Genomic DNA, 18,757 nt, shown 5'->3' with positions numbered 1-18,757 from the left:
GCGGTGCAGAACAAGCAGGTCGGTCAGGAGATCGGGCGCATCCCGGTCGACTCGATCTACTCGCCGGTTCTCAAGGTCACGTACAAGGTCGAGGCCACGCGTGTCGAGCAGCGCACCGACTTCGACAAGCTGATCGTCGACGTCGAGACCAAGCAGGCCATGCGTCCCCGCGACGCCATGGCGTCTGCCGGTAAGACGCTGGTCGAGCTGTTCGGTCTCGCCCGCGAGCTGAACATCGACGCCGAAGGCATCGACATGGGCCCGTCCCCCACGGACGCCGCCCTGGCCGCCGATCTGGTACTGCCGATCGAGGACCTCGACCTCACCGTTCGGTCGTACAACTGCCTCAAGCGCGAGGGCATCCACTCCGTGGGTGAGCTCGTCGCCCGCTCCGAGGCCGACCTGCTCGACATCCGCAACTTCGGTGCGAAGTCGATCGACGAGATCAAGGTCAAGCTCGCCGGTATGGGTCTCGCGCTCAGGGACAGCCCGCCCGGATTCGACCCGACCACCGCCGCCGACACCTTCACGGCTGCCGACGACGCGGACGCCGGGTTCATCGAGACCGAGCAGTACTGAGCGCCGCAGCCGGGTCGCATGTAAGCCGGCCGCCCCATCCGGGGCGGGTGCGGTGCGACGCGGCTGCCACAGCCGTGATCGAGACGGACGCATGCATGGCGGGCGCCATTCTGGCGCGTGGCGCACCGTCATGTAGGGCGCTCTGTGCGCTCCACCTCCGTCTTCGACGGTGAACGGCAACCCGTGGGCCAGGCCTCGATCGGCCCACGGAGGCGAGTCCGAGTGACCGCCCCTGTCGCCGGCTGCAAGCTCCTTCGCCCTTCGCGGCTTCCCGGAGCTTGCAGCCCGCGACGACCTTCACGCGGTAACCAGCCGGAATGGTCCTCGGCCCGCCCCAGACGCGCTCGCGGCCCTCGCGGGTGAGCTTTCTGACGCGGCCCCGGCGCAGTCGGCGCACAGTCCTCGCCACCATCCGGCCCGGACCGGACAGAACCGGCGACGACCGTATTCGCGCCCTTCCGCGCACCCGGTCGATCTACCGCAGCAGCTGTCGTCATTGCGGTGTTTCATGACTCTGGCACTCCACAGATCCGGAAGCTGTCATCAACGGCCAATAATCTCCGCCCTCTTGACACCCCGAATCTTGATCGGAAACATCGCCCGCGTTCTTTGACATCGTTATCAAGCCCTCCCCCCAAGGCCTGTACAGCGCGTGCGACAGGCGTAAGAAGGCACCGCATGACGACGACAGCTCTCTCCAGCCTCACCGGGGCCCCACGCTCCCGGTGTCCGCGCCCCACCCGCCGCAGAGGCCTGCTGGCGGGCACCGTGGCGACCGTGCTCGCCGGCGGCCTGCTCACCACCATGGCGGCACCGGCGGGCGCCGCCCCCGCGCTCCGGGACGCGGCGGCCCCCGCCCTGGTGACCGACCCCGTGCGCGAGGTCGATCCCCTGGTGGGCACCAGCAACGCGGGCAACACCTTCCCCGGCGCGGTCCGCCCCTACGGCATGCTCTCGTGGAGCCCGCAGACCACCACCGGCACCCAGGCGAAGAACCCCGCGCCGGGCGGCTACCGCTACGACGCGACGCGGATCCGCGGCTTCTCGCTCACCCACCTCAGCGGCGTCGGCTGCTCCGGCGCGGCGGGCGACATCCCCGTCATGCCGCACGTGGGCGAGGTGACCGGCTCCCCGTCCGCGGACACGGGTGACGCCACGTACGCCTCCGACTTCAGCCACGCACAGGAGAAGGCCACCGCCGGGCGCTACCAGGTCGCCCTGGACAGCGGCGCGACCGCCGACCTGACCGCCACCACCCGCACGGGCACCGGCCGCTTCGGGTTCCCCGCGGACAAGACGGCCTCGATGCTCTTCCGCACATCGAACTCCGAGAGCGGCAGCACGGACGCGCACGTAAAGGTCGACGCCGCCCACCGCACCGTCACCGGCTCCGTCGAAGCGGGCAACTTCTGCGGCCCGCAGAGCGAGAACAACCGGCACCAGCTCTACACCCTGCACTTCACCGCGCACTTCGACACCTCCTTCGCCGCAACCGGTACCTGGCACGACAGCGACCTGAGCCCGGGCGGCACCGAGACCTCCGGCGGCACCGGCTACGACAAGAACGGCAACCCGCAGCCGGGCAAGGGGTCCGGCGCGTACGTGACGTTCGGCAAGGATGTGCGCCAGGTCCAGATGAAGGTCGGCATCTCCTACGTGAGCGCCGCGGGGGCCGAGGCGAACCTGCGCAAGGAGAACCCGGCGTCCGCCTCCTTCGACGACACCGCCTCGGAAGCGGCCGCCCAGTGGCGCACGGAGCTGCGCAAGGTCGGCATCGGCGGCGGCAGCGAGGCCCAGCGGCGCACCTTCTACACCGCGCTGTACCACTCCATGCTGGAGCCGACCGTCGCCAACGACGTGGACGGCCGGTACGCCGGCGCCGACGGACGCGCCCACCGGCTGGCCAAGGGCCAGAGCGCGCAGTACGGGACCTTCTCGGGCTGGGACCAGTACCGGGCCCAGGTCCAGCTGATGGCGTGGCTGTCGCCGAAGGCAGCGAGCGACTACGCGCAATCCCTCTACGCGTACGCCGGACAGCGCGGCGGCGAGTGGGACCGCTGGCTACTTCAACAGGGCAAGACCAGCGTGATGTCGGGCGACCCGTCGGCCGTGGCGCTCGCCGGGATGTACGCCTTCGGAGCCAGGGACTACGACGTGCACGGCGCGGTGGACTCCCTGGTCCGTGCGGCCACCGTGCCCACGGCGAACGACTCGTCCGACGCGGGCTGCCAGGTCGAGTGCGTGGGGCAGCGTCCTTCCCTCGACTTCTACCTCACTCACGGCTACGTCCCGTCCGACGACTGCCACTGCTGGGGTGGCGCCGCGGAGACGCTGGAGGACGCGGCCGCGGACTACGGTCTCTCGGAGCTGACCGGCGCGCTGGGCAAGCGTGACCAGCAGGCCGACTTCCTGCGCCGTTCCGGTGCCTGGAGCAAGGTGTTCGACCCGGACGCCACGCCGGAGGCCGGCTGGATGCGCGACCGCAACCGCGACGGCAGTTGGGCCGGGGACTCCTTCGACCCCGGCACGGGCGACGGGTTCGTCGAGGGCAGCAGCGCCCGGTACACGTGGATGGTCTACTCCGACGTGGCCGGGCTCGCTCAGGCGATGGGCGGCAAGGACAAGGCCGTGCAGCGCCTGGACTCCTTCTTCCGTACGTCCGACGGCGCGTTCGACTTCTCGGCGAAGGACGACACACGCTACGACCCGACGAACGAGCCGGACATCAACTCGCCCTATCTGTACAACTACTTGGGTCGGCCCGCCCGCACCCAGGAGACCGTCCGCGCCGAGCTGGACCAGCTGTGGACCGACACGCCCGGCGGCATCCCGGGCAACGACGACGCGGGGACCATGTCGGCCTGGTACGTCTTCTCCGCGCTCGGCGTGTACCCGCAGGTGCCGGCCCGGGCGGACCTGGTGCTCACGTCGCCGCTGTTCCCGCGGGCAGAGGTGCACGGAGGCCTCGGCCGCACGCTGCGCATCGAGGCTCCCGGAGCGGGCGCGTCCGCCCCGTACATCCAGGGCGTCCGCGTCGACGGTGCCGCCTCCGACCGCACGTGGATGCCCGGCTCGACGGTGCTGCGCGGCGGGACCCTGCGGTTCTCTCTCGGCGCGACGCCCGGCAAGGACTGGGGCACGGCCCCGCAGGACGCGCCGCCCTCGTTCCCGGCCGGCGGCTGACGGTCCGCCGGGTGAGGGGGGGCGCTGAACCCGCCCCCTCACCCGGCGGCGGGCGACGACCCGCGCACGCGCGATGGCAACAACCAGCACGTCCAGTTCGCTCGGCCCATGCCAAGACCTCACAGCCAGGGAGCGCGCATGTCCCAGCACACACCTCACGGCCCGAACCGCCGCACCGTCCTTGCCGCGGGCGCCGGCGCGGCCGCCGTCACCGCCATCGCGTCCACTCCGGCCTCTGCTGCGGCTTCCGCTTCGGCTTCGGTTGTCGCTTCGGCTTCGGCTTCGGCTTCCGCTTCCGCTTCGGCTTCCGCTTCCGCTTCGGCTTCCGCTTCAGCTTCGGCTTCGGCCGATCCAGTGGCGCACATATCCGCCGCGCCGGCAGGGCGCTGGGACCGGTTCAACCTGTCGCCCCGCAGCCGCACCGTCCACGCCGTCGCCGTCCACGCCACCACCGGCACCGTGGACTCCCCCGAGGCGCTCGTCCACGACCGCCGCCCCCGGGAGAGAGCTGCCCGCACCCGGCTCACCAGTCCCGGCGCCTCCGTCACCCTGGACTTCGGCCGCGAGGTCGGCGGATTCGTGACCCTCGGCCTCGCGTCGACGACCTCCGCGGACCAGATGGTCGGCCTCACCTACTCCGAGTTGTCCACCTACGTCAGCGCGACGGGCAGCGACGGCTCGAACGGCGGGTCCGACGACGAACCGCCCGTGCTCTACAGCGCGCCCCCTGGCGGCACCGTGAGCACGGAACAGAACACGCCCACCGGCGGCACCGACACCACGACTCCGCCACGCTCTCAACTGCGGGGCGGATTCCGCTACTTGACTCTCAGCAACGGGACGTCCGGCACGATCGACCTCACTGAGGTCACGGTGCACATCACGTTCGCACCTAATGTCACCGACCTGGCGGCCTACCCCAACTACTTCCATTGCGACGACGACCTGCTCAACCGCATCTGGTACGCCGGGGCCTACACGGTCCAGACCAACATCATCGCCAACGACCAGGGCCGCGTGTGGGGACCGCCCGCAGTGGGCTGGAACAACGCCGCCACCGTAGGTGAGGCCGGGGCCACCGTGCTGGTCGACGGAGCCAAGCGCGACCGCACCATCTGGCCCGGCGATCTCGGCATCTCCGTACTGACCGACTACGTGTCGCTCGGCGACCTCGAGACCGTGCGCAACTCCCTGCGCACCCTCTACAACCACCAGGCCGACTCCGGCGCGTTGCCCTACGCGGGCCCAGCCGTCAATTTCGTCGGCAACTCCGACACGTATCACCTGTGGACCCTCATCGGCACGGCCATCTACGCGCAGATCAGCGCCGACACCTCGTGGGTGGCCACCGTGTACGACGCCTATCGCAAGGCGCTCACGTACAGCGTCGCCAAGCTCGACGGCGGGCTGCTCGATGTGACGAGCAGCGCCGACTGGGCACGCGGCGATTCCGACGGCAAGAACATCCAGGCCAACGCGATCATGTATCGCGCCCTGGTGACCGGCAGCGCGCTGGCCCGGTCGCAGGGCGACACCGCCTCCGCGCAGGAGTGGTCGGCACATGCCGCGGCTCTCAAGTCGGCGGTCGAGTCCGGTGGTTACTGGGACGAGAACGCCGGGCTCTACCGCGACAAGCCCTCCGGCGCCGGTGCGTCCCTGTACCCGCAGGACGGCAACGCGCTGGCCGTCTGGTTCGGGCTTGTCGACTCCCCCGACCGCGCGGCCACCATCAGCGAACGCCTCGCCGCGCGCTGGACGCCGGTCGGCGCGCCCAGCCCGGAGAAGAGCGCCGGATCGGTGCATCCCTTCCCCGGGGGCATGGAGGTGCACGCGCATTTCGCGGCCGGCCGTGCCACCACCGCGCTCGACCTCATCCGCCGGGAGTGGGGCTACATGCTCGACAGCCCCGCGGGTACGGCCAGTACGTTCTGGGAGGGCTACCGCAGCGACGGCACGTCGGACTACACCGGCTCGTACATGAGCGCGGCCCACGGCTGGTCCACCGGCCCGACGTCCGCGCTGACCTATCGACTCCTGGGCATCTCACCGGCCGCGGACGGGGGTCCCGGTCACACCGTCGTCCCCCACCCCGCCGACCTCCGGTTCGCCGAAGGCCGTCTGGTGACGGCGGCCGGTGTCATCGCCGTGTCCTGGCAGCGCGGCCACCACGACGCGTTCGATCTGACGGTCAGCGCTCCGGAGGGTGCCGTGACCGGGATCGGCGTCCCCGTGCCCGACTCGGGTGACTGGACCGTGCGGGTCGACGGGCAGACGGTCTGGCGCCGGGGAGAGCGTGCGCGGGGAGTCCGCTTCGCCGACGGCCACGTCCGGCTCACGCCCTCCTCGCCCGGAACGCACCGGGTCACGGTCCGCCGCGACTGACGCTTCCGCCACGCTTCCGCGACGAAGACACGGTGCGCCGCCCCACCGCCTCGGGGGCGTCGCGCCCGTTCGCCGCCGACGCCCTCGCCACGAACGCAAGGCCCGCGCCCCCATACGCCACACGCCACGGGAACGCGCCCCCGCCCGTCACACCGCGAAAGGCCTCACCGTGCACCGACGCAGCAAGCCCTCCTCCCGTCTGCGCTCCCTCACCCTGGTGTGCGCCACCGCTCTGCTGACGACGACCCTTCTCACCGGCGCCCCTTCCGCCGCCGCCCAAGGCACCCTCACAATTCGCGGCACCACCGCCGACGGACGTACGGAACCGCTCTCCGTCGAGGCCGCGCACCCCTTGCTCAGCTGGAAGCTGGACGCCCACGAGCGCGACGCCCTGCAATCCGCGTATCAGATCCGCGTCGCCACGTCCCCGAGCGCGTTGGCCCACGGCCGCGCCGACGTCTGGGACAGCGGAAGACACCATTCGGCCGAGTCCGTCAGCGTGCCCTACCAGGGGCGACACCTCACGCCGGGCACGCGCTACTACTGGCAGGTCCGCGTCTGGGACGCGCACGGCCTGCCGTCCGCCTGGAGCTCCCCGTCGTACTGGGAGACCGCTCTGCAGAACAGCGATGACTGGAAGGGGGCACAGTGGATAGCCCCGTCCGACCCCAAGACCGGATCTCCGCTCCTGCGCAAGGACTTCACCTTGGGCAAGAAGGTGACGCGGGCCCGGGCCTACGTCGCGGGGCTCGGCTTCCACGAGCTCCGGCTCAACGGCGCCAAGGTCGGCGACCACGTACTCGCCCCCGCGAACACGCCCTACGACCGGCGCGTGCTGTTCGACACGTATGACGTGACACGAGCACTGCGGGAGGGCGACAACACGGTCGGCCTGTGGCTCGGCCATGGGTACGGTGACAACTTCAGCCCGTACGGCTTCCGATGGGAGGGCGGGCGACAGGCGGTGATGCTGCTCGACGTCACCTTCGCCGACGGCACCCGGCGCACGCTCACCACGGACTCCTCCTGGAAGTGGTCCGACAGCCCCATCACCGCGGACGACCTGTACGACGGCGAGTCCTATGACGCACGCGAGGAACAACAGGGCTGGGACCGGCCCTCGTTCGACGACGCGGGCTGGAAAACTGTGGCGCCGGCCGATCCGCCCCAAGGCGAACTGCACGCCAACACCATGCCGCCGGTCCGCGTGACCGACACGCTCGCACTGGTACGGATGACCGAACCCCGTCCGGGCACACGTGTCTACGACTTCGGACAGAACATCGCCGGCTGGCCGCGCCTGCGGGCCAAGGGCGCCGCGGGCACCCGGATCACCCTGCGCACGGCGGAGGAACTCGCCGCCGACGGCACCTTGGACACCGCCACCAACCGGGATGCCGCGGCGACCGACACCATCACCCTCGCGGGGACGGGCCACGACGAGACGTACGAGCCGCGCTTCACCTACCACGGCTTCCGCTATCTGGAAGTCACCGGCTTGCCGCGAGCGCCGGGCTCGGGGGACGTGGAGGCCCGCGTCGTCCACGCGGACGTGCCCTCGACCGGGTCGTTCGACTCCTCGAGCGACCTGCTCGACAGCATCTGGCGCAACAATCGCCGGAGCATCCTCAACAACTCCATGAGCACCCCCACCGACACCCCGGTTCGTGACGAACGCACCCCGCCCGCCATGGATGTCCAGGCCTACCGGGACGCCGCGACACGCGAGTTCGGCATGGACGGCTTCTACGCGAAGTACCTCCAGGACATGCCGCCGGGCACGGCGCTGCCCTCCGACGACGTGAAGGCGCAGTACCCGGACATGGCAGGGGGCCAGGTCTCCCTCGCCTGGACCTTGTACGAGCAGTACCAGGACCGCGACGCGCTCGCGGCCGCCTACCCGGACATGAAACGGTTCGTGGACCGCAACGCCACCGATGTGCCCGGGCTGATCTGGCCGGACGACAAGGGCTTCGGCGACTGGTGCCCGCCCGACCACGGACCGGAGGCCAACGACGGCATGGGCAGCCCCTCCGCCGGGGACTGCTTCAGCGAGGTGTCCCTGGTCAACACCGCTCTGTCGTACCAGCAGGCGCAAGCGGTGGCGAAGGCCGCGGCCGCTCTCGGACACCACGACGACGCCAAGCGATTCGACGCTCTTGCCGACCGCGTCAAGAACGCCTTCAACACCCGCTTCCTCAACGAAGCCGGTGACACGTACGGCAGCGGACGCCAGGTGACCAGCATCCTCCCGCTGGCCCTGGGGCTGGTTCCCGCCGACCGGGTCGACGCGGTCGGGGACCAACTCGTGCGCACCATCGTCGGACCCGACGACAGTCACCTGGACACCGGCATCTTCGGAACCCGCTACCTGGTCGACGCGCTGGCCCGCGTCGGCCGGACCGACCTGGCCATGACCATGCTCCAGCAGCGCACCTACCCCGGATTCGGGTTCCAGGTCGCTCACGGGGCCACGAGCACATGGGAGCAGTGGCTCTACAGCTCCTCGATGGAGACGCACGACCACGCCATGTTCGCCGGCGTCAACACGTCCTTGTACACCGTCCTCGCGGGTATCCGCCCCACTTCCCCCGGCTACCGGACCCTCTCCGTCGCCCCCGCGGTGCCCGCTTCGCTCGACCACGTGTCGGCGTCACAGGAGACAGTGCGCGGACGCGTCAGCAGCAGCTGGCACAAGAGCCACGGCACGCTCCGCCTCACGGTCACCATCCCGGCGAACAGCCGTGCCGTGGTCACCGTGCCGCGCCAGGACGAAGGGGAACGGGTACAGCCCCCGAGCCGGGCCCGGCAGTCGCACAGCGGCGCACACTCGGTCTCGTACCGCGTCGGCTCCGGGACGTGGACCTTCATCGTCGGCTGAACCCGCGATCGGTCAACGTATCGCCCTCACAGGTGGCGCGGCGGGGCATTGCGAATGGCGGAGCGCCGGGCCCACACCGCGCAGCCCAACAGGATCAGGCCGGCCAAGCCGTAGGCCCACGCATTCGCAGTTCCGGTCGCCCACCCGACGCCCCAGACCAGCGACCATACGGCGAGCAGGACACACAGCGCGGTCCACGCTTGGACCCACATACCTTGACGCGCCGCGAGCCGCTGCGACGTGCCACGCTCCATCTGACCCATCTCCGGCGCGGAGTTGTGCTCCTCATGAATGCTCATGCCACTCCGAATGCCCGCTACTTGGCGATAGAAGCCCGGGATACCGCTCTACGCTGTCCGCCATGGAGTGGCGAGGTGACCGCGCAAGCCTGGCGGCCGGGGTGCGGGCTGTTCTCGGGCGGGGCTGTCCTGGTTCAAGGACGACGCTGGTGGGGTCTCTTGCGGCGGGTGGCGAGGATGCCTACAGCGACATCGACGTCGAGTGGATCGTCCCCGACGCCCGGTTCACGGTGTGCCTGGCGCAGGTCGGAACGCTCCTGCACCAGGTGCAGCCGGTGGCAGAGGTACGCGTCGATCCGGACTTCCTTCATTCCGACCGCCGCCGCCTGTTGTTCGTCCGCTTCGAACAGGTATCGCTGTTCTGGCGACTGGACCTGTCGGTGCGCGCGCGGTCTGTCGCCGACGAGGTGGACTACGACCAGGGGAACCCTGCGGCACGAGCCCGCGAGGAAGAGTGGTCGCGGCCCGCCAGTGCCCTGGCCAACGCGGTCGGCGCCGTCAAAGCTGCGGCGAGACACCGCACCGGTGACGCCCAGGGGCTCGTGGACCGCGGTTTCGCCCGTATCGGCGAAGCCGATTCGGCCACCGGCGCATGGCCCGACGACATCGAGCGCCTGGTCCGGGCGGCAGCCCGTCGCGATCCGCAACTGGCCTCACTGGCCCGGCGAGTTGCCGCACTCGCCCACGAGCACCTCGACCATGACGGGCGGGGCGACCGGCGTTGACCGCGGCGATGTCCGACCCGTGGGCGCTGACGGTCAGTCGGCATCCGGGCGGTGAGCGAGGAGCGGCGGGATGCGCAGGGCCAGCAGGGCGATGTCGTCGTCCGGGGTGTGGCCCGCGATGGTGTCCGCCACCTGTTCCAGCACCGTCGGCAGGTCGCGCTCGCGCAAGCTCTGCAGCAGATGTGCGGTCTGCCGCATCGTGACGTCGATGTCGAGGCCAGGTCGTTCGACCAGGCCGTCCGTGAAAAGGAGCAGCATCGTCCCCGGCTCGAGGAGTCGGCGGTAACTTTCGCGTGGGAGCAGCGGCAACGCCGGGTGGATCATCGTCTGGTGGTCGGTGAGGTGCTCGACCCCACCGTCGGGGGTGACCAGAATCGGCGGCATGTGACCGGCGTTCGTCCAGGTCATCTCCCATGCCCCTGCTGTGCCGGACGGCCGCAGATGGGCGTGGACGAGTGTGCCGCTCGCGTCGACATTCAGCGCGAGGTTGGCTCGCTCGAGGGCGCTCAGTACCGTGGCGGGGCCGGTGTCGGCATGGTCGACGTCGGCCTGGCGCAGCATGCTGCGGGCCTGCCCCATCAAGGTCGCCGCGTGCATGTCGTGGCCGGTGATGTCGCCGATGCTGGCCACCACGGTCCCTAGCGGCGAGGTCGGCACGCTGCCGGTCGGAGTCACCGTGTGCGGGGCGGTGTTGTCGGGGAGTTGGTAGAGGTCGTACCAGTCGCCGCCGACCATGTCGTCGTCCGCCGCCGCCCGATACAGGGCCGCGCTCTCCAGTCCGGGGACGACGGGCAGGTCGGTGAGCATGGCCGTCTGCAACTGCCGTGCCGCGTCCGCCCGGTTGTCCACGAACGTCGCGCGTTCCACCGCGCGGGCGGTGTATCCGGCCAGCGACGCCAGGACCGCCTGGTCGATGATGTCGATCTCGTAGTCGATGTCCCAGCCCACCACCAGTACGCCCAGCGGGACGACCGTTCCGGGCAAGGGGACGCACACCACGGTCTCAAGACCCAGCTGCGTGAATGCCGCCACGGCTTCGGAACCGTACTGTGCGGCCAGTGCGTCCAGGCCGTGGACGGTGATGGTGCGGTTCTCGCGTGCGGCGCGGGCCGTCGGCCAGTTCGAGTCCAGTCGGTAGTACTCGTTGGCACGCTCCATGGCGGCGCCGTCCCCGTCGTCCGTCAGGCGCCGCATCCACTCGCCCTCGACCAGGATGAGTCCGACGTAGACCGGTTGCAGGTCATTGATCATGAGGTCGCTCACCCGGCGGCGTACCTCGTCGATCCCGGTGGTGTCCGCCAGCGCGTCCGCGGCACGCAGCAGCACCTGCGAACGGGCCAGAGTGCTTTCCGTCCGCTTGGCGAGGGCGTCGGCCTCCTGCCGCGCCTGCGCCTCGCCCCGCCGCGCCTGCTCTCGCTGACGTGACACGACGCGCAGCCTCAGTTCCGTGCTGCAGGCCGCCGCGAGATCCTCCAGGTCCCGCAACTCGTCCGCGCTCCAAGCACGGACGTCCGTGTCGATCGCGCACAGGGAGCCCAGCACGTGCCCGTCCGAGTCCGTCAGCGGCATGCCCGCGTACGCGACCACCCCCAGCTCTGTCAGCGCCGCGTTGGCGCAGGTCAGGTCGGACTCCCGCGCGTCGCTGAGTACGAGGGGCCGGGCCGAGGCCACCACGTGTCGACACAGGGCGTGGCTGAGCGGCGTCTGGCGTGCCGACGCCCACGGCTCGGCCAGCCCGAGCATGCCGGGGAAGATCTGCCGGTCGCTCTCGAGGAGCGACACCAGCGCGACCGGCACCCCCACCACCCTCGTCACCAGGCGCGCGAACCGGTCCATCCCCGCATCCGCCAGGGCCGTCAGCCCCGTGTCCCGCAACGCGGCCGCCCGCACCGCGTCCGCGTGCACAGACGTCGCCGGCTCCTCACCGGCAGCATCGGCACGGCCCATTCCGTCATCCCCTCAACACGCGCGCACAAGAGTCAGGAACCCTGACGCACCCACATTAAAGGTCTCGCACCCGCCGTACACGATCACAACTGGTGAGGAAGTCGGCGCGGGCCCTACCGGTCTGACGTGGCTGATTTCCGGGTGAGCGCCCACAGTACGAGTCCGAGGCAGCTGAACGTGGCACCCAGTGCGCATACGGCGCCCCAGCCGGCCGCCGTGTAGAGGGTGGTTGCGGCGATGGCGCCGGTGGCGCTGCCGATCGAGTAGAAGATCATGTACCCGCCGATCAGCCGGCTTCCCGCAGCCGGGTGCAGCGTGTAGATCAGGGTCTGGTTGGTGACATGGACCGCCTGCACGGCGAGGTCGAGAAGGATCACGCCCGCGGCCAGAGCCCACAGTGAGCTGCGGGTGAAGGCCAGGGGCAGCCAGGAGGCGGCGAGCAGGGCCAGGGCGATGCCGGTGGTCCGCCGGGAGTGTCCGCGGTCGTTGAGACGGCCCGCCACGGTCGCGGCCAGCGCGCCGGCGACGCCGACCAGTCCCAGCGCCCCGATCGCGGTGTGGGACAGGAAGTACGGGGCCTCGCTGAGGGGCAGCGCGACGCTGCTCCACAGGGTGCTGAACGCGGCGAAGACCAGCAGACCGAACAGGGCCCTGACCCGCAGCTGTGGCTCCCGTGCGAACAGGGAGATCGTGGAGCGCAGGAGCTGCCCGTAGCGCAGGGCTGTCGGCGCAGCGGCACCGTGGCGCGGCAGCACTCGGTACAAGATCAGGGCGAGTACGGCGGTGAGCGACGCCGACGCGACGTAGACGGAGCGCCAGCCCGCGAGGTCGGCCAGAAGGCCGGATGCTGTGCGGGCGAGCAGGATTCCGATGACCACGCCACTGGTGACCAGGCCGACGACCCGACCGCGTCCGGCGGCGGGGGCCAGCGACGCCGCGAAGGCCACCAACGTCTGCGTGACGACCGCGAGAAGCCCGGTCGCGGCCACACCCACGAGCAGGACCGCTGCCGTGGGGGCGATGGCGACCACGGTCAACGCGGCTACCAGAAGCAGGAGTTGGGCCACGATGAGTCGTCTGCGGTCCGCCACGTCGCCGAGTGGCACGAGGAAGAAGAGACCGAGGCCGTACCCGATATGCGTGAAGGTGACGACGCTGCCGACGAGTGCCGGGCTCATCGCGAGGTCGCGCCCCATGGTCACCAGGAGCGGCTGGGAGAAGTAGACGTTGGCCACCGAGGCCGCGCAGGCGACGGCGAACAGGATGACGACGCCCCGGGACAGGACGACCGTCGAACCTTCCCCGCTTCGGGCCTCCGTCTGTCCTGTCTCGACCTGCGGTGTCACAACGTGTGGTGTCACAGCCTGTCGTGGCACAGCCTGTCGTGGCACAGCCTCATCGTTGCCGGGCATCCGCACCCCTCCACGCTTCTGGTTTCATCTTGCTACCACTTGCGACGGCGACGGTAGCCGCCTTGGTAGCATGTTGCAACCATTTGCCAGAGCAGTTGTGAGAGCAGTGAGGGACGCCATGGTGACCAGGACCCGCTTCGACACCAGCGAATGCCCTGTCGCCCGGTCGGTGGACGCGATCGGCGACTGGTGGTCCCTGCTGATCGTGCGCGACGCCTTCGACGGCAGCCGGCGCTTCGGGGAGTTCCAGCGCAGCCTCGGCGTGGCGAAGAACATCCTGACCGCCCGACTGCGCACCCTCGTCGACGGCGGCGTCCTCGAATCCGCCCCGGCCTCGGACGGCAGCGCCTACCGCGAGTACGTACTGACCCCGAAAGGCGAGGCGCTGTTCCCCGTCATCGTGGCACTGCGGCAGTGGGGCGAACAGAACTCCTTCGCGCCCGGCGAACCCCATTCACAGCTGGTCGACCGGCGGCAGGGACACCCCCTCCGCGCACTGGAAGTACTGTCCGAGGACGGGCGGCGACTGAACCCCGCCGACACCGCCGTCCACAAGGTCTCCAGCCGGCGGTGAACTGAGCCGAGCTGCAGTTTCGGCGGCGCGCACCCGAGGGCGTCCAGTATCCGGGCGAGGAGTGGCGCCCACGTGGCGGACGGGAGCTAGAGCCCCAGGTCGAGCGCCAGGCAGGAGTAGTACTTCCACGACCCTTCGGGGTTGTACGCGCCCGCCTCCCCGCCGCCCCCTCCGGCATCCACCTCTTCGGTCATGTCCTCGAAGGGGATGCGCCCGGGAAGGCTGCCATAGCGCGCGTGCCGCGCTGCCGCGGTGGCATCGCCGGTGAGTTGGTCGTTCATGACTGTTCTCCACTTCGCCGAACGCGGTTGGTGCCCTCATCGCTTTCGAGCCGTCGAGCCGTCGAGCCGTCGAGCCGTCGACCACGACTATCAGCGTGCACCTGCTCGCGTCACCAGTCAAGGCGGTGATGCGACAGTGTCCAGACGGTGACCGGAGGCGTTCCGGGCGAAGTCATCGCATGGCGTCGACTTCGAGGATCGCGGCCGTGAACGCCCCGGGTTGCTCCTGAGGGAGGTTATGGCCGGCGCCCGAAACGACATGGTGCGTCCAGGGGCCGGAGAAGTGAGCGGCATACCCGCTGCCGTCGGTCGGCGGGGTGACACCGTCGGCCCGGCCGTCCAGGGTGACCGCGGGAACAGTGATCGTCGGCTGGGCCGACAGCCGCTGCTCCAGTTCGGCGTACCGGGGGTCGCCGGGGGCGGCGGCCAGGCGGTGCCGGTAGCTGTGGATCACCACGTCGACATAGTCGGGGTTGGTCCAGAGCGCCGCGGCCTGGGCGAACTCGGCCTCGGCGAACCGCCACTCGGGCGAGTTGCGGTGCCAGACGACGCGGGCCAGACCTTCCCTGTCACGCTGGAGCCCCTTCCGCCCGCGCTCGGTGAGGAAGTAGAAGAAGTACCAGGAACCCTCCTCGATCGCGGGAGCCATCGGTTCCTGGGCGGCGGCCAGATTCTGGATGAGGTAGCCGTTCACGGAGACCAGGCCAGTACAACGCTCGGGCCACAGCGCCGCGGCGACGTCGCCGGCCCTCCCACCCCAGTCGTAGCCGGCGAACAGGGCCCGGGGGACGCGCAAGGCGTCCATGAAGGCGATCAAATCCGAGCCGAGCGCCGCCTGTTGGCCGGAGCGGAAGACGTCCTCCCGCAAGAAGCGGGTCTGCCCGTGGCCACGCAAGTAGGGGATGTAGCAGCGGTATCCGCGCCGGGCGAGGGCGGGCGCGACCTCCGCGTAGGAGCCGACGGGACTGAAGGGCCATCCGTGCAGGAGGATCACCGGCTTGCCGTGCCCCGGGCCGACATCGTGATAGGCGAGGTCCAACACATCGGTACGGATCTGGCGCACCGGCCCCAGGCCGTTCTCGGTCGGCCCGGTCGTGGCCGCGGCCGTGGCGGCTGTCGTACCCGGTCGCGCCGACGCCTGGCCGACCCCGGCGGACCCGGCGACTTCCGTCACCGCTGCCGCCGTCATGACCTGAACCGGTCCCCGCCTGCTGATCATGCCAGTACCTCGCGTTCGATTCGAGGCGTACCTGATCTACACGCACGCCCATCGGTCATCGGTCATCACCGCTCTAACTGGTTATGAGCATCTAGACGCCAGACATCCAAGTCAAGGTTCAGCATCAGGATCAGCCGCAACATGCAAGACGAAGCAACCACGGCTCCGCTCCGCCCTCACACGTATGTGGACGGTTGCACGTTCACCGGCACCTGACCACGAAGGCGTACTCATACGGTGATGGTCTTGTACTCGGTGTAAGTGCCGAGGCCGACCGCGCCGTACTCGCGCCCGATGCCGCTGGCCTTGAAGCCGCCGAACGGTCCGTCGAAGGCGACGGAGGCGCCGTTGATCGTGACGGTACCGGTGCGCACACGGCGGGCGACCGCGAAGGCGTGGTCCTCGTCGGAGGACCAGATGCCGCCGGAGAGCCCGTACTCGGAGTCGTTGGCGATCCGGACGGCGTCGTCCTCGTCGTCGTAGGCGATGACGACCAGGACCGGGCCGAAGATCTCCTCCTGTGCGATGCGCATGGAGTTGTCGACGTCGGCGAACACGGTCGGCGTGACGTAGTTGCCCTTTTCCAGCCCCTCGGGGATCTGCGGGCCGCCGGTCACCAGACGAGCCCCCTCCTCGATGCCGAGCCGGATGTAGTCGCGCACGCGCTCCTGCTGCTCGGGGCGGATCATCGGGCCGATGAACGTGTCGGGGTCGCCCGGGTCACCGACTTTCAACGACTCCACCAGCTCCTTCAGTCCGGCCACGACCTCCTCGTATCGGCTGCGCGGAGCCAGGATCCTGGTCTGGGCGATGCACGACTCGCCATTGTTGAGCAGGGAGCCGAACTTCACGCCCGCGACGGCCTGCGCGATGTCGGCGTCGGGAAGGATGATGGCGGCGGATTTGCCGCCCAGTTCGAGGCTGACCCGCTTGAGCTGCTCGCCGGCGATCGAGGCGATGCGGCGGCCGGCCCCCGTCGAGCCGGTGAAGGCGATCTTGTCGACCTCCTTGTGCGACACCAGGTACTCACTGGTCTCTCGGTCCGCGGGCAGGACGCTGATCACGCCCTCGGGCAGACCCACCCGCTCCAGCAGTTCGGCCAGGAACCCCATGCTCAGCGAGTTCTCCGGAGACACCTTGAGAATCACGGAATTGCCGGCGACCAGGGCCGGGATGATCTTTGAAGTGGCCGAGGAGAACGGCGAGTTCCACGGAATCACCGCGGCCACGACGCCGACCGCCTCGCGGCGCACGACACTGCGCGCCGGGGACGCCGGGTCGGAGGGAGCAAGGGTCTCCTCCCAGCCGAATTCCTCCGCCGCCTTCAGGTAGGCGTTCGCCTGGCGGGTCAGACCGGGCTGTCCGGCGCGGGTGAACCATCCGGCCGAACCGTTCTCCAGGGAGATGAGGTGCGCGATGTTCTCCGCGTTCTCCTCGCGCAACGCGTTGAACCGCCGCAGGACCGCGATCCGCTCGGCCGGCGGGGTCAGACGCCATGTCCCCACCTCGAAAGATGCCCGTGCCGCGGCGACAGCGCGGTCCACGTCCGCCGACTTCGCCTGCGCGGCGCGGCCGACCACCGTCCGGTCGTGCGGCGAGGCGATGTCGAGCAACTCCGGACTGCTCGAATCGACCCAGGAGCCCCCGATGAAGAGACGGTCGTACGTCCTCATGTTCGTTCTCATTTCCTATGAATGCGGTTCAGCGGATTCGGTCCAGCTCGTTGAGGCACATCATCTAACCGCCTCACTACTGTAGCATTTACCTGCTTCAGCGCCCCACGTGTGAGCTGGACGGCGCGGCACACACCACGCACACCCGACACACCCTCGACCGACCCTCCCGTCCCATTGCGGCGAACCATCATTCGTCACCGCCTTGACGGGTGACGTGCCACATGCAAGGGTCATCGCACCGAGGCCGCGGTCCCCTTCGTGGTCGCTCGGCGAGCTTCGGGTACGGACAGGTCACCGGACACGCACGACGGAGGGTCTCAAATGATCAACAGGCGCACCTTCAGCAAGGCCGCGGGCCTCGGCACCGGAGCGGCGGCCGTCTCACTGTCCGGCCTGCACACGCAGGCGTCCGCCGCGACCGCCTCCGGCTGGTCGAGCGCCACCCCCGCCGTCCCCGCCATGCCCACCATCGCACCCGGTACGCACACCGGTTTCCCCGAGCTGAAGCACGTCAAGGCGGGCCTCCTCGACGTCGGTTACGCCGAACTCGGACCGGCCCACGGACCGGTCGTCATATGCCTGCACGGCTGGCCCTACGACATCCACAGCTACGTCGACGTCGCCCCGCTCCTCGCCGACCTGGGCTACCGCGTCATCGTTCCCTACCTGCGCGGGCACGGCAGCACCCGCTTCCTCTCGCGCCACACACCCCGCAACGCCGAGCAGTCCGCCATCGCCCTCGACATCGTCGCCCTGATGGACGAACTCAAGATCCACGAGGCGGTCTTCGCCGGTTTCGACTGGGGCTCACGCACCGCCGACATCATCGCCGCCCTGTGGCCCGAGCGCGTCAAGGCTCTCGTCTCCACCAGCGGCTACGTCATCACCGACGTCGCATCGCAGTTGGAGCCCGCCGCCCCGGCCGTCGAACACACCTGGTGGTACCAGTGGTACTTCGCCACCGAACGCGGCAAGAAGACCATGGAGAACCCCGACAAGCGCATCGAGCTGTGCCGCTACGTGTGGACGCTCGTCTCCCCCAACTGGGACTTCGACGACGCCACTTTCCAGCGCACCGCGGAGGCGTTCAAGAACCCTGACTACGCCGCCATCGTGCTGTACAACTACCGCTGGCGCATCGGCCTCATCGAGGGCGAACCCCGTTACGACCGCTACGAGAAGCAGCTCGCCGCCCAGCCTTCCATCGGCGTCCCCACCATCACCCTCGACGCGGCCCTCGACCCCTTCACCCCGCCCGGCGACGGCGCCGGCTACCGCGATCACTTCACCGGTCCGTACGAGCACCGCACCATCGCGGACGTCGGACACAACCTGCCGCAGGAAGCGCCCGCCACCTTCGCCCAAGCGGTCGTCGACGTCGACCACCTTTGAGCCTCACACCTATGTGAACGGTTACCGGCCCGAGCGGTGACGAAGGCAGCTTGGTCGGGCCCGAGGTCGCGCCCCGAAGTCGGCCCAGCCGCCTCACTTACATGTCACTCCAATGTGCCACGTAGCTTATTGAGATCTACTCCGCAATGACTCTAGGTGGCTCAGCCTCCACATCTCCGGATTAGACTCGACGGGGTGAGAGCCGAC

14 protein-coding genes are annotated in these 18,757 nt (G+C 69.7%); 7 read left to right on the top strand and 7 right to left on the bottom strand.

Features of this window, described 5'->3' with window-relative positions; all coding sequences use genetic code 11:
• Positions 1–579: DNA-directed RNA polymerase subunit alpha C-terminal domain-containing protein (locus tag ACIREE_RS26410; RefSeq protein WP_404156912.1), on the top strand; the 579-nt coding region annotated here is incomplete at its 5' end.
• A gap of 678 nt (positions 580–1,257) precedes the next feature.
• Positions 1,258–3,762 (top strand): GH92 family glycosyl hydrolase, encoded by a 2,505-nt coding sequence (locus tag ACIREE_RS26405; RefSeq protein WP_404156909.1) that lies wholly within the window; start codon positions 1,258–1,260, stop codon positions 3,760–3,762.
• Positions 3,763–3,917: 155 nt separating this feature from the next.
• On the opposite strand, the gene ACIREE_RS26400 is transcribed toward ACIREE_RS26405, so the two are convergent.
• The gene (locus ACIREE_RS26400; protein WP_404156906.1) at positions 3,918–4,127 is read right to left on the bottom strand and encodes a hypothetical protein; all 210 of its coding nucleotides are present in this window, start codon (positions 4,125–4,127) and stop codon (positions 3,918–3,920) included.
• On the opposite strand from ACIREE_RS26400, the gene ACIREE_RS26395 reads away from it, so the two are divergent.
• Together ACIREE_RS26395 and ACIREE_RS26390 are read left to right on the top strand one after the other, a co-directional pair.
• Positions 4,117–6,144 (top strand): MGH1-like glycoside hydrolase domain-containing protein, encoded by a 2,028-nt coding sequence (locus ACIREE_RS26395; protein ID WP_404156903.1) that lies wholly within the window; start codon positions 4,117–4,119, stop codon positions 6,142–6,144. The two genes, ACIREE_RS26400 and ACIREE_RS26395, sit on opposite strands and share 11 nt — an antisense overlap.
• Before the next feature lie 169 nt (positions 6,145–6,313).
• Positions 6,314–9,025: a family 78 glycoside hydrolase catalytic domain gene (locus tag ACIREE_RS26390; RefSeq protein WP_404156900.1), complete on the top strand. Its 2,712-nt coding sequence runs from the start codon at positions 6,314–6,316 to the stop codon at positions 9,023–9,025.
• 26 nt (positions 9,026–9,051) lie between these two features.
• Here ACIREE_RS26390 and ACIREE_RS26385 read toward each other — a convergent pair whose 3' ends face one another.
• On the bottom strand, positions 9,052–9,324 hold the full coding sequence (locus tag ACIREE_RS26385) for a hypothetical protein (RefSeq protein WP_404156897.1): 273 nt from the start codon (positions 9,322–9,324) through the stop codon (positions 9,052–9,054).
• A gap of 149 nt (positions 9,325–9,473) precedes the next feature.
• Between ACIREE_RS26385 and ACIREE_RS26380 the strand changes: the two genes are divergently transcribed.
• Complete coding sequence (locus ACIREE_RS26380; RefSeq protein WP_404156894.1) at positions 9,474–10,049, top strand: hypothetical protein; 576 nt, start codon at positions 9,474–9,476, stop codon at positions 10,047–10,049.
• A 33-nt stretch (positions 10,050–10,082) separates the two neighbouring features.
• Here ACIREE_RS26380 and ACIREE_RS26375 read toward each other — a convergent pair whose 3' ends face one another.
• Both ACIREE_RS26375 and ACIREE_RS26370 read right to left on the bottom strand, forming a co-directional pair.
• Positions 10,083–11,996, bottom strand: coding sequence for a GAF domain-containing SpoIIE family protein phosphatase (locus ACIREE_RS26375; RefSeq protein WP_404156891.1), 1,914 nt, complete (start codon positions 11,994–11,996; stop codon positions 10,083–10,085).
• 113 nt (positions 11,997–12,109) lie between these two features.
• On the bottom strand, positions 12,110–13,408 hold the full coding sequence (locus tag ACIREE_RS26370; protein WP_404156888.1) for an MFS transporter: 1,299 nt from the start codon (positions 13,406–13,408) through the stop codon (positions 12,110–12,112).
• A 118-nt stretch (positions 13,409–13,526) separates the two neighbouring features.
• Between ACIREE_RS26370 and ACIREE_RS26365 the strand changes: the two genes are divergently transcribed.
• Positions 13,527–13,982, top strand: coding sequence for a winged helix-turn-helix transcriptional regulator (locus tag ACIREE_RS26365; protein WP_404156884.1), 456 nt, complete (start codon positions 13,527–13,529; stop codon positions 13,980–13,982).
• An 86-nt stretch (positions 13,983–14,068) separates the two neighbouring features.
• On the opposite strand, the gene ACIREE_RS26360 is transcribed toward ACIREE_RS26365, so the two are convergent.
• The 3 genes from ACIREE_RS26360 to ACIREE_RS26350 form a co-directional block, all read right to left on the bottom strand.
• Positions 14,069–14,263 carry a hypothetical protein gene (locus tag ACIREE_RS26360; RefSeq protein WP_404156881.1) on the bottom strand — a complete coding sequence of 65 codons (195 nt, stop codon included), beginning with the start codon at positions 14,261–14,263 and terminating at the stop codon, positions 14,069–14,071.
• Between the two features lie 172 nt (positions 14,264–14,435).
• Positions 14,436–15,482: an alpha/beta fold hydrolase gene (locus ACIREE_RS26355; protein WP_404156877.1), complete on the bottom strand. Its 1,047-nt coding sequence runs from the start codon at positions 15,480–15,482 to the stop codon at positions 14,436–14,438.
• Between the two features lie 230 nt (positions 15,483–15,712).
• The gene (locus ACIREE_RS26350; protein ID WP_404156874.1) at positions 15,713–17,155 is read right to left on the bottom strand and encodes an aldehyde dehydrogenase; all 1,443 of its coding nucleotides are present in this window, start codon (positions 17,153–17,155) and stop codon (positions 15,713–15,715) included.
• Between the two features lie 324 nt (positions 17,156–17,479).
• On the opposite strand from ACIREE_RS26350, the gene ACIREE_RS26345 reads away from it, so the two are divergent.
• Positions 17,480–18,550, top strand: coding sequence for an alpha/beta fold hydrolase (locus ACIREE_RS26345; protein WP_404156871.1), 1,071 nt, complete (start codon positions 17,480–17,482; stop codon positions 18,548–18,550).
• Positions 18,551–18,757 lie beyond the last annotated feature (207 nt).

The sequence above is a fragment of the Streptomyces sp. NPDC102467 genome, from assembly GCF_044765445.1.
GTDB lineage: Bacteria > Actinomycetota > Actinomycetes > Streptomycetales > Streptomycetaceae > Streptomyces.
The sequence above is the reverse complement of the archived record's forward strand: the minus strand, read 5'-3'. Positions and strand labels throughout refer to the sequence as shown.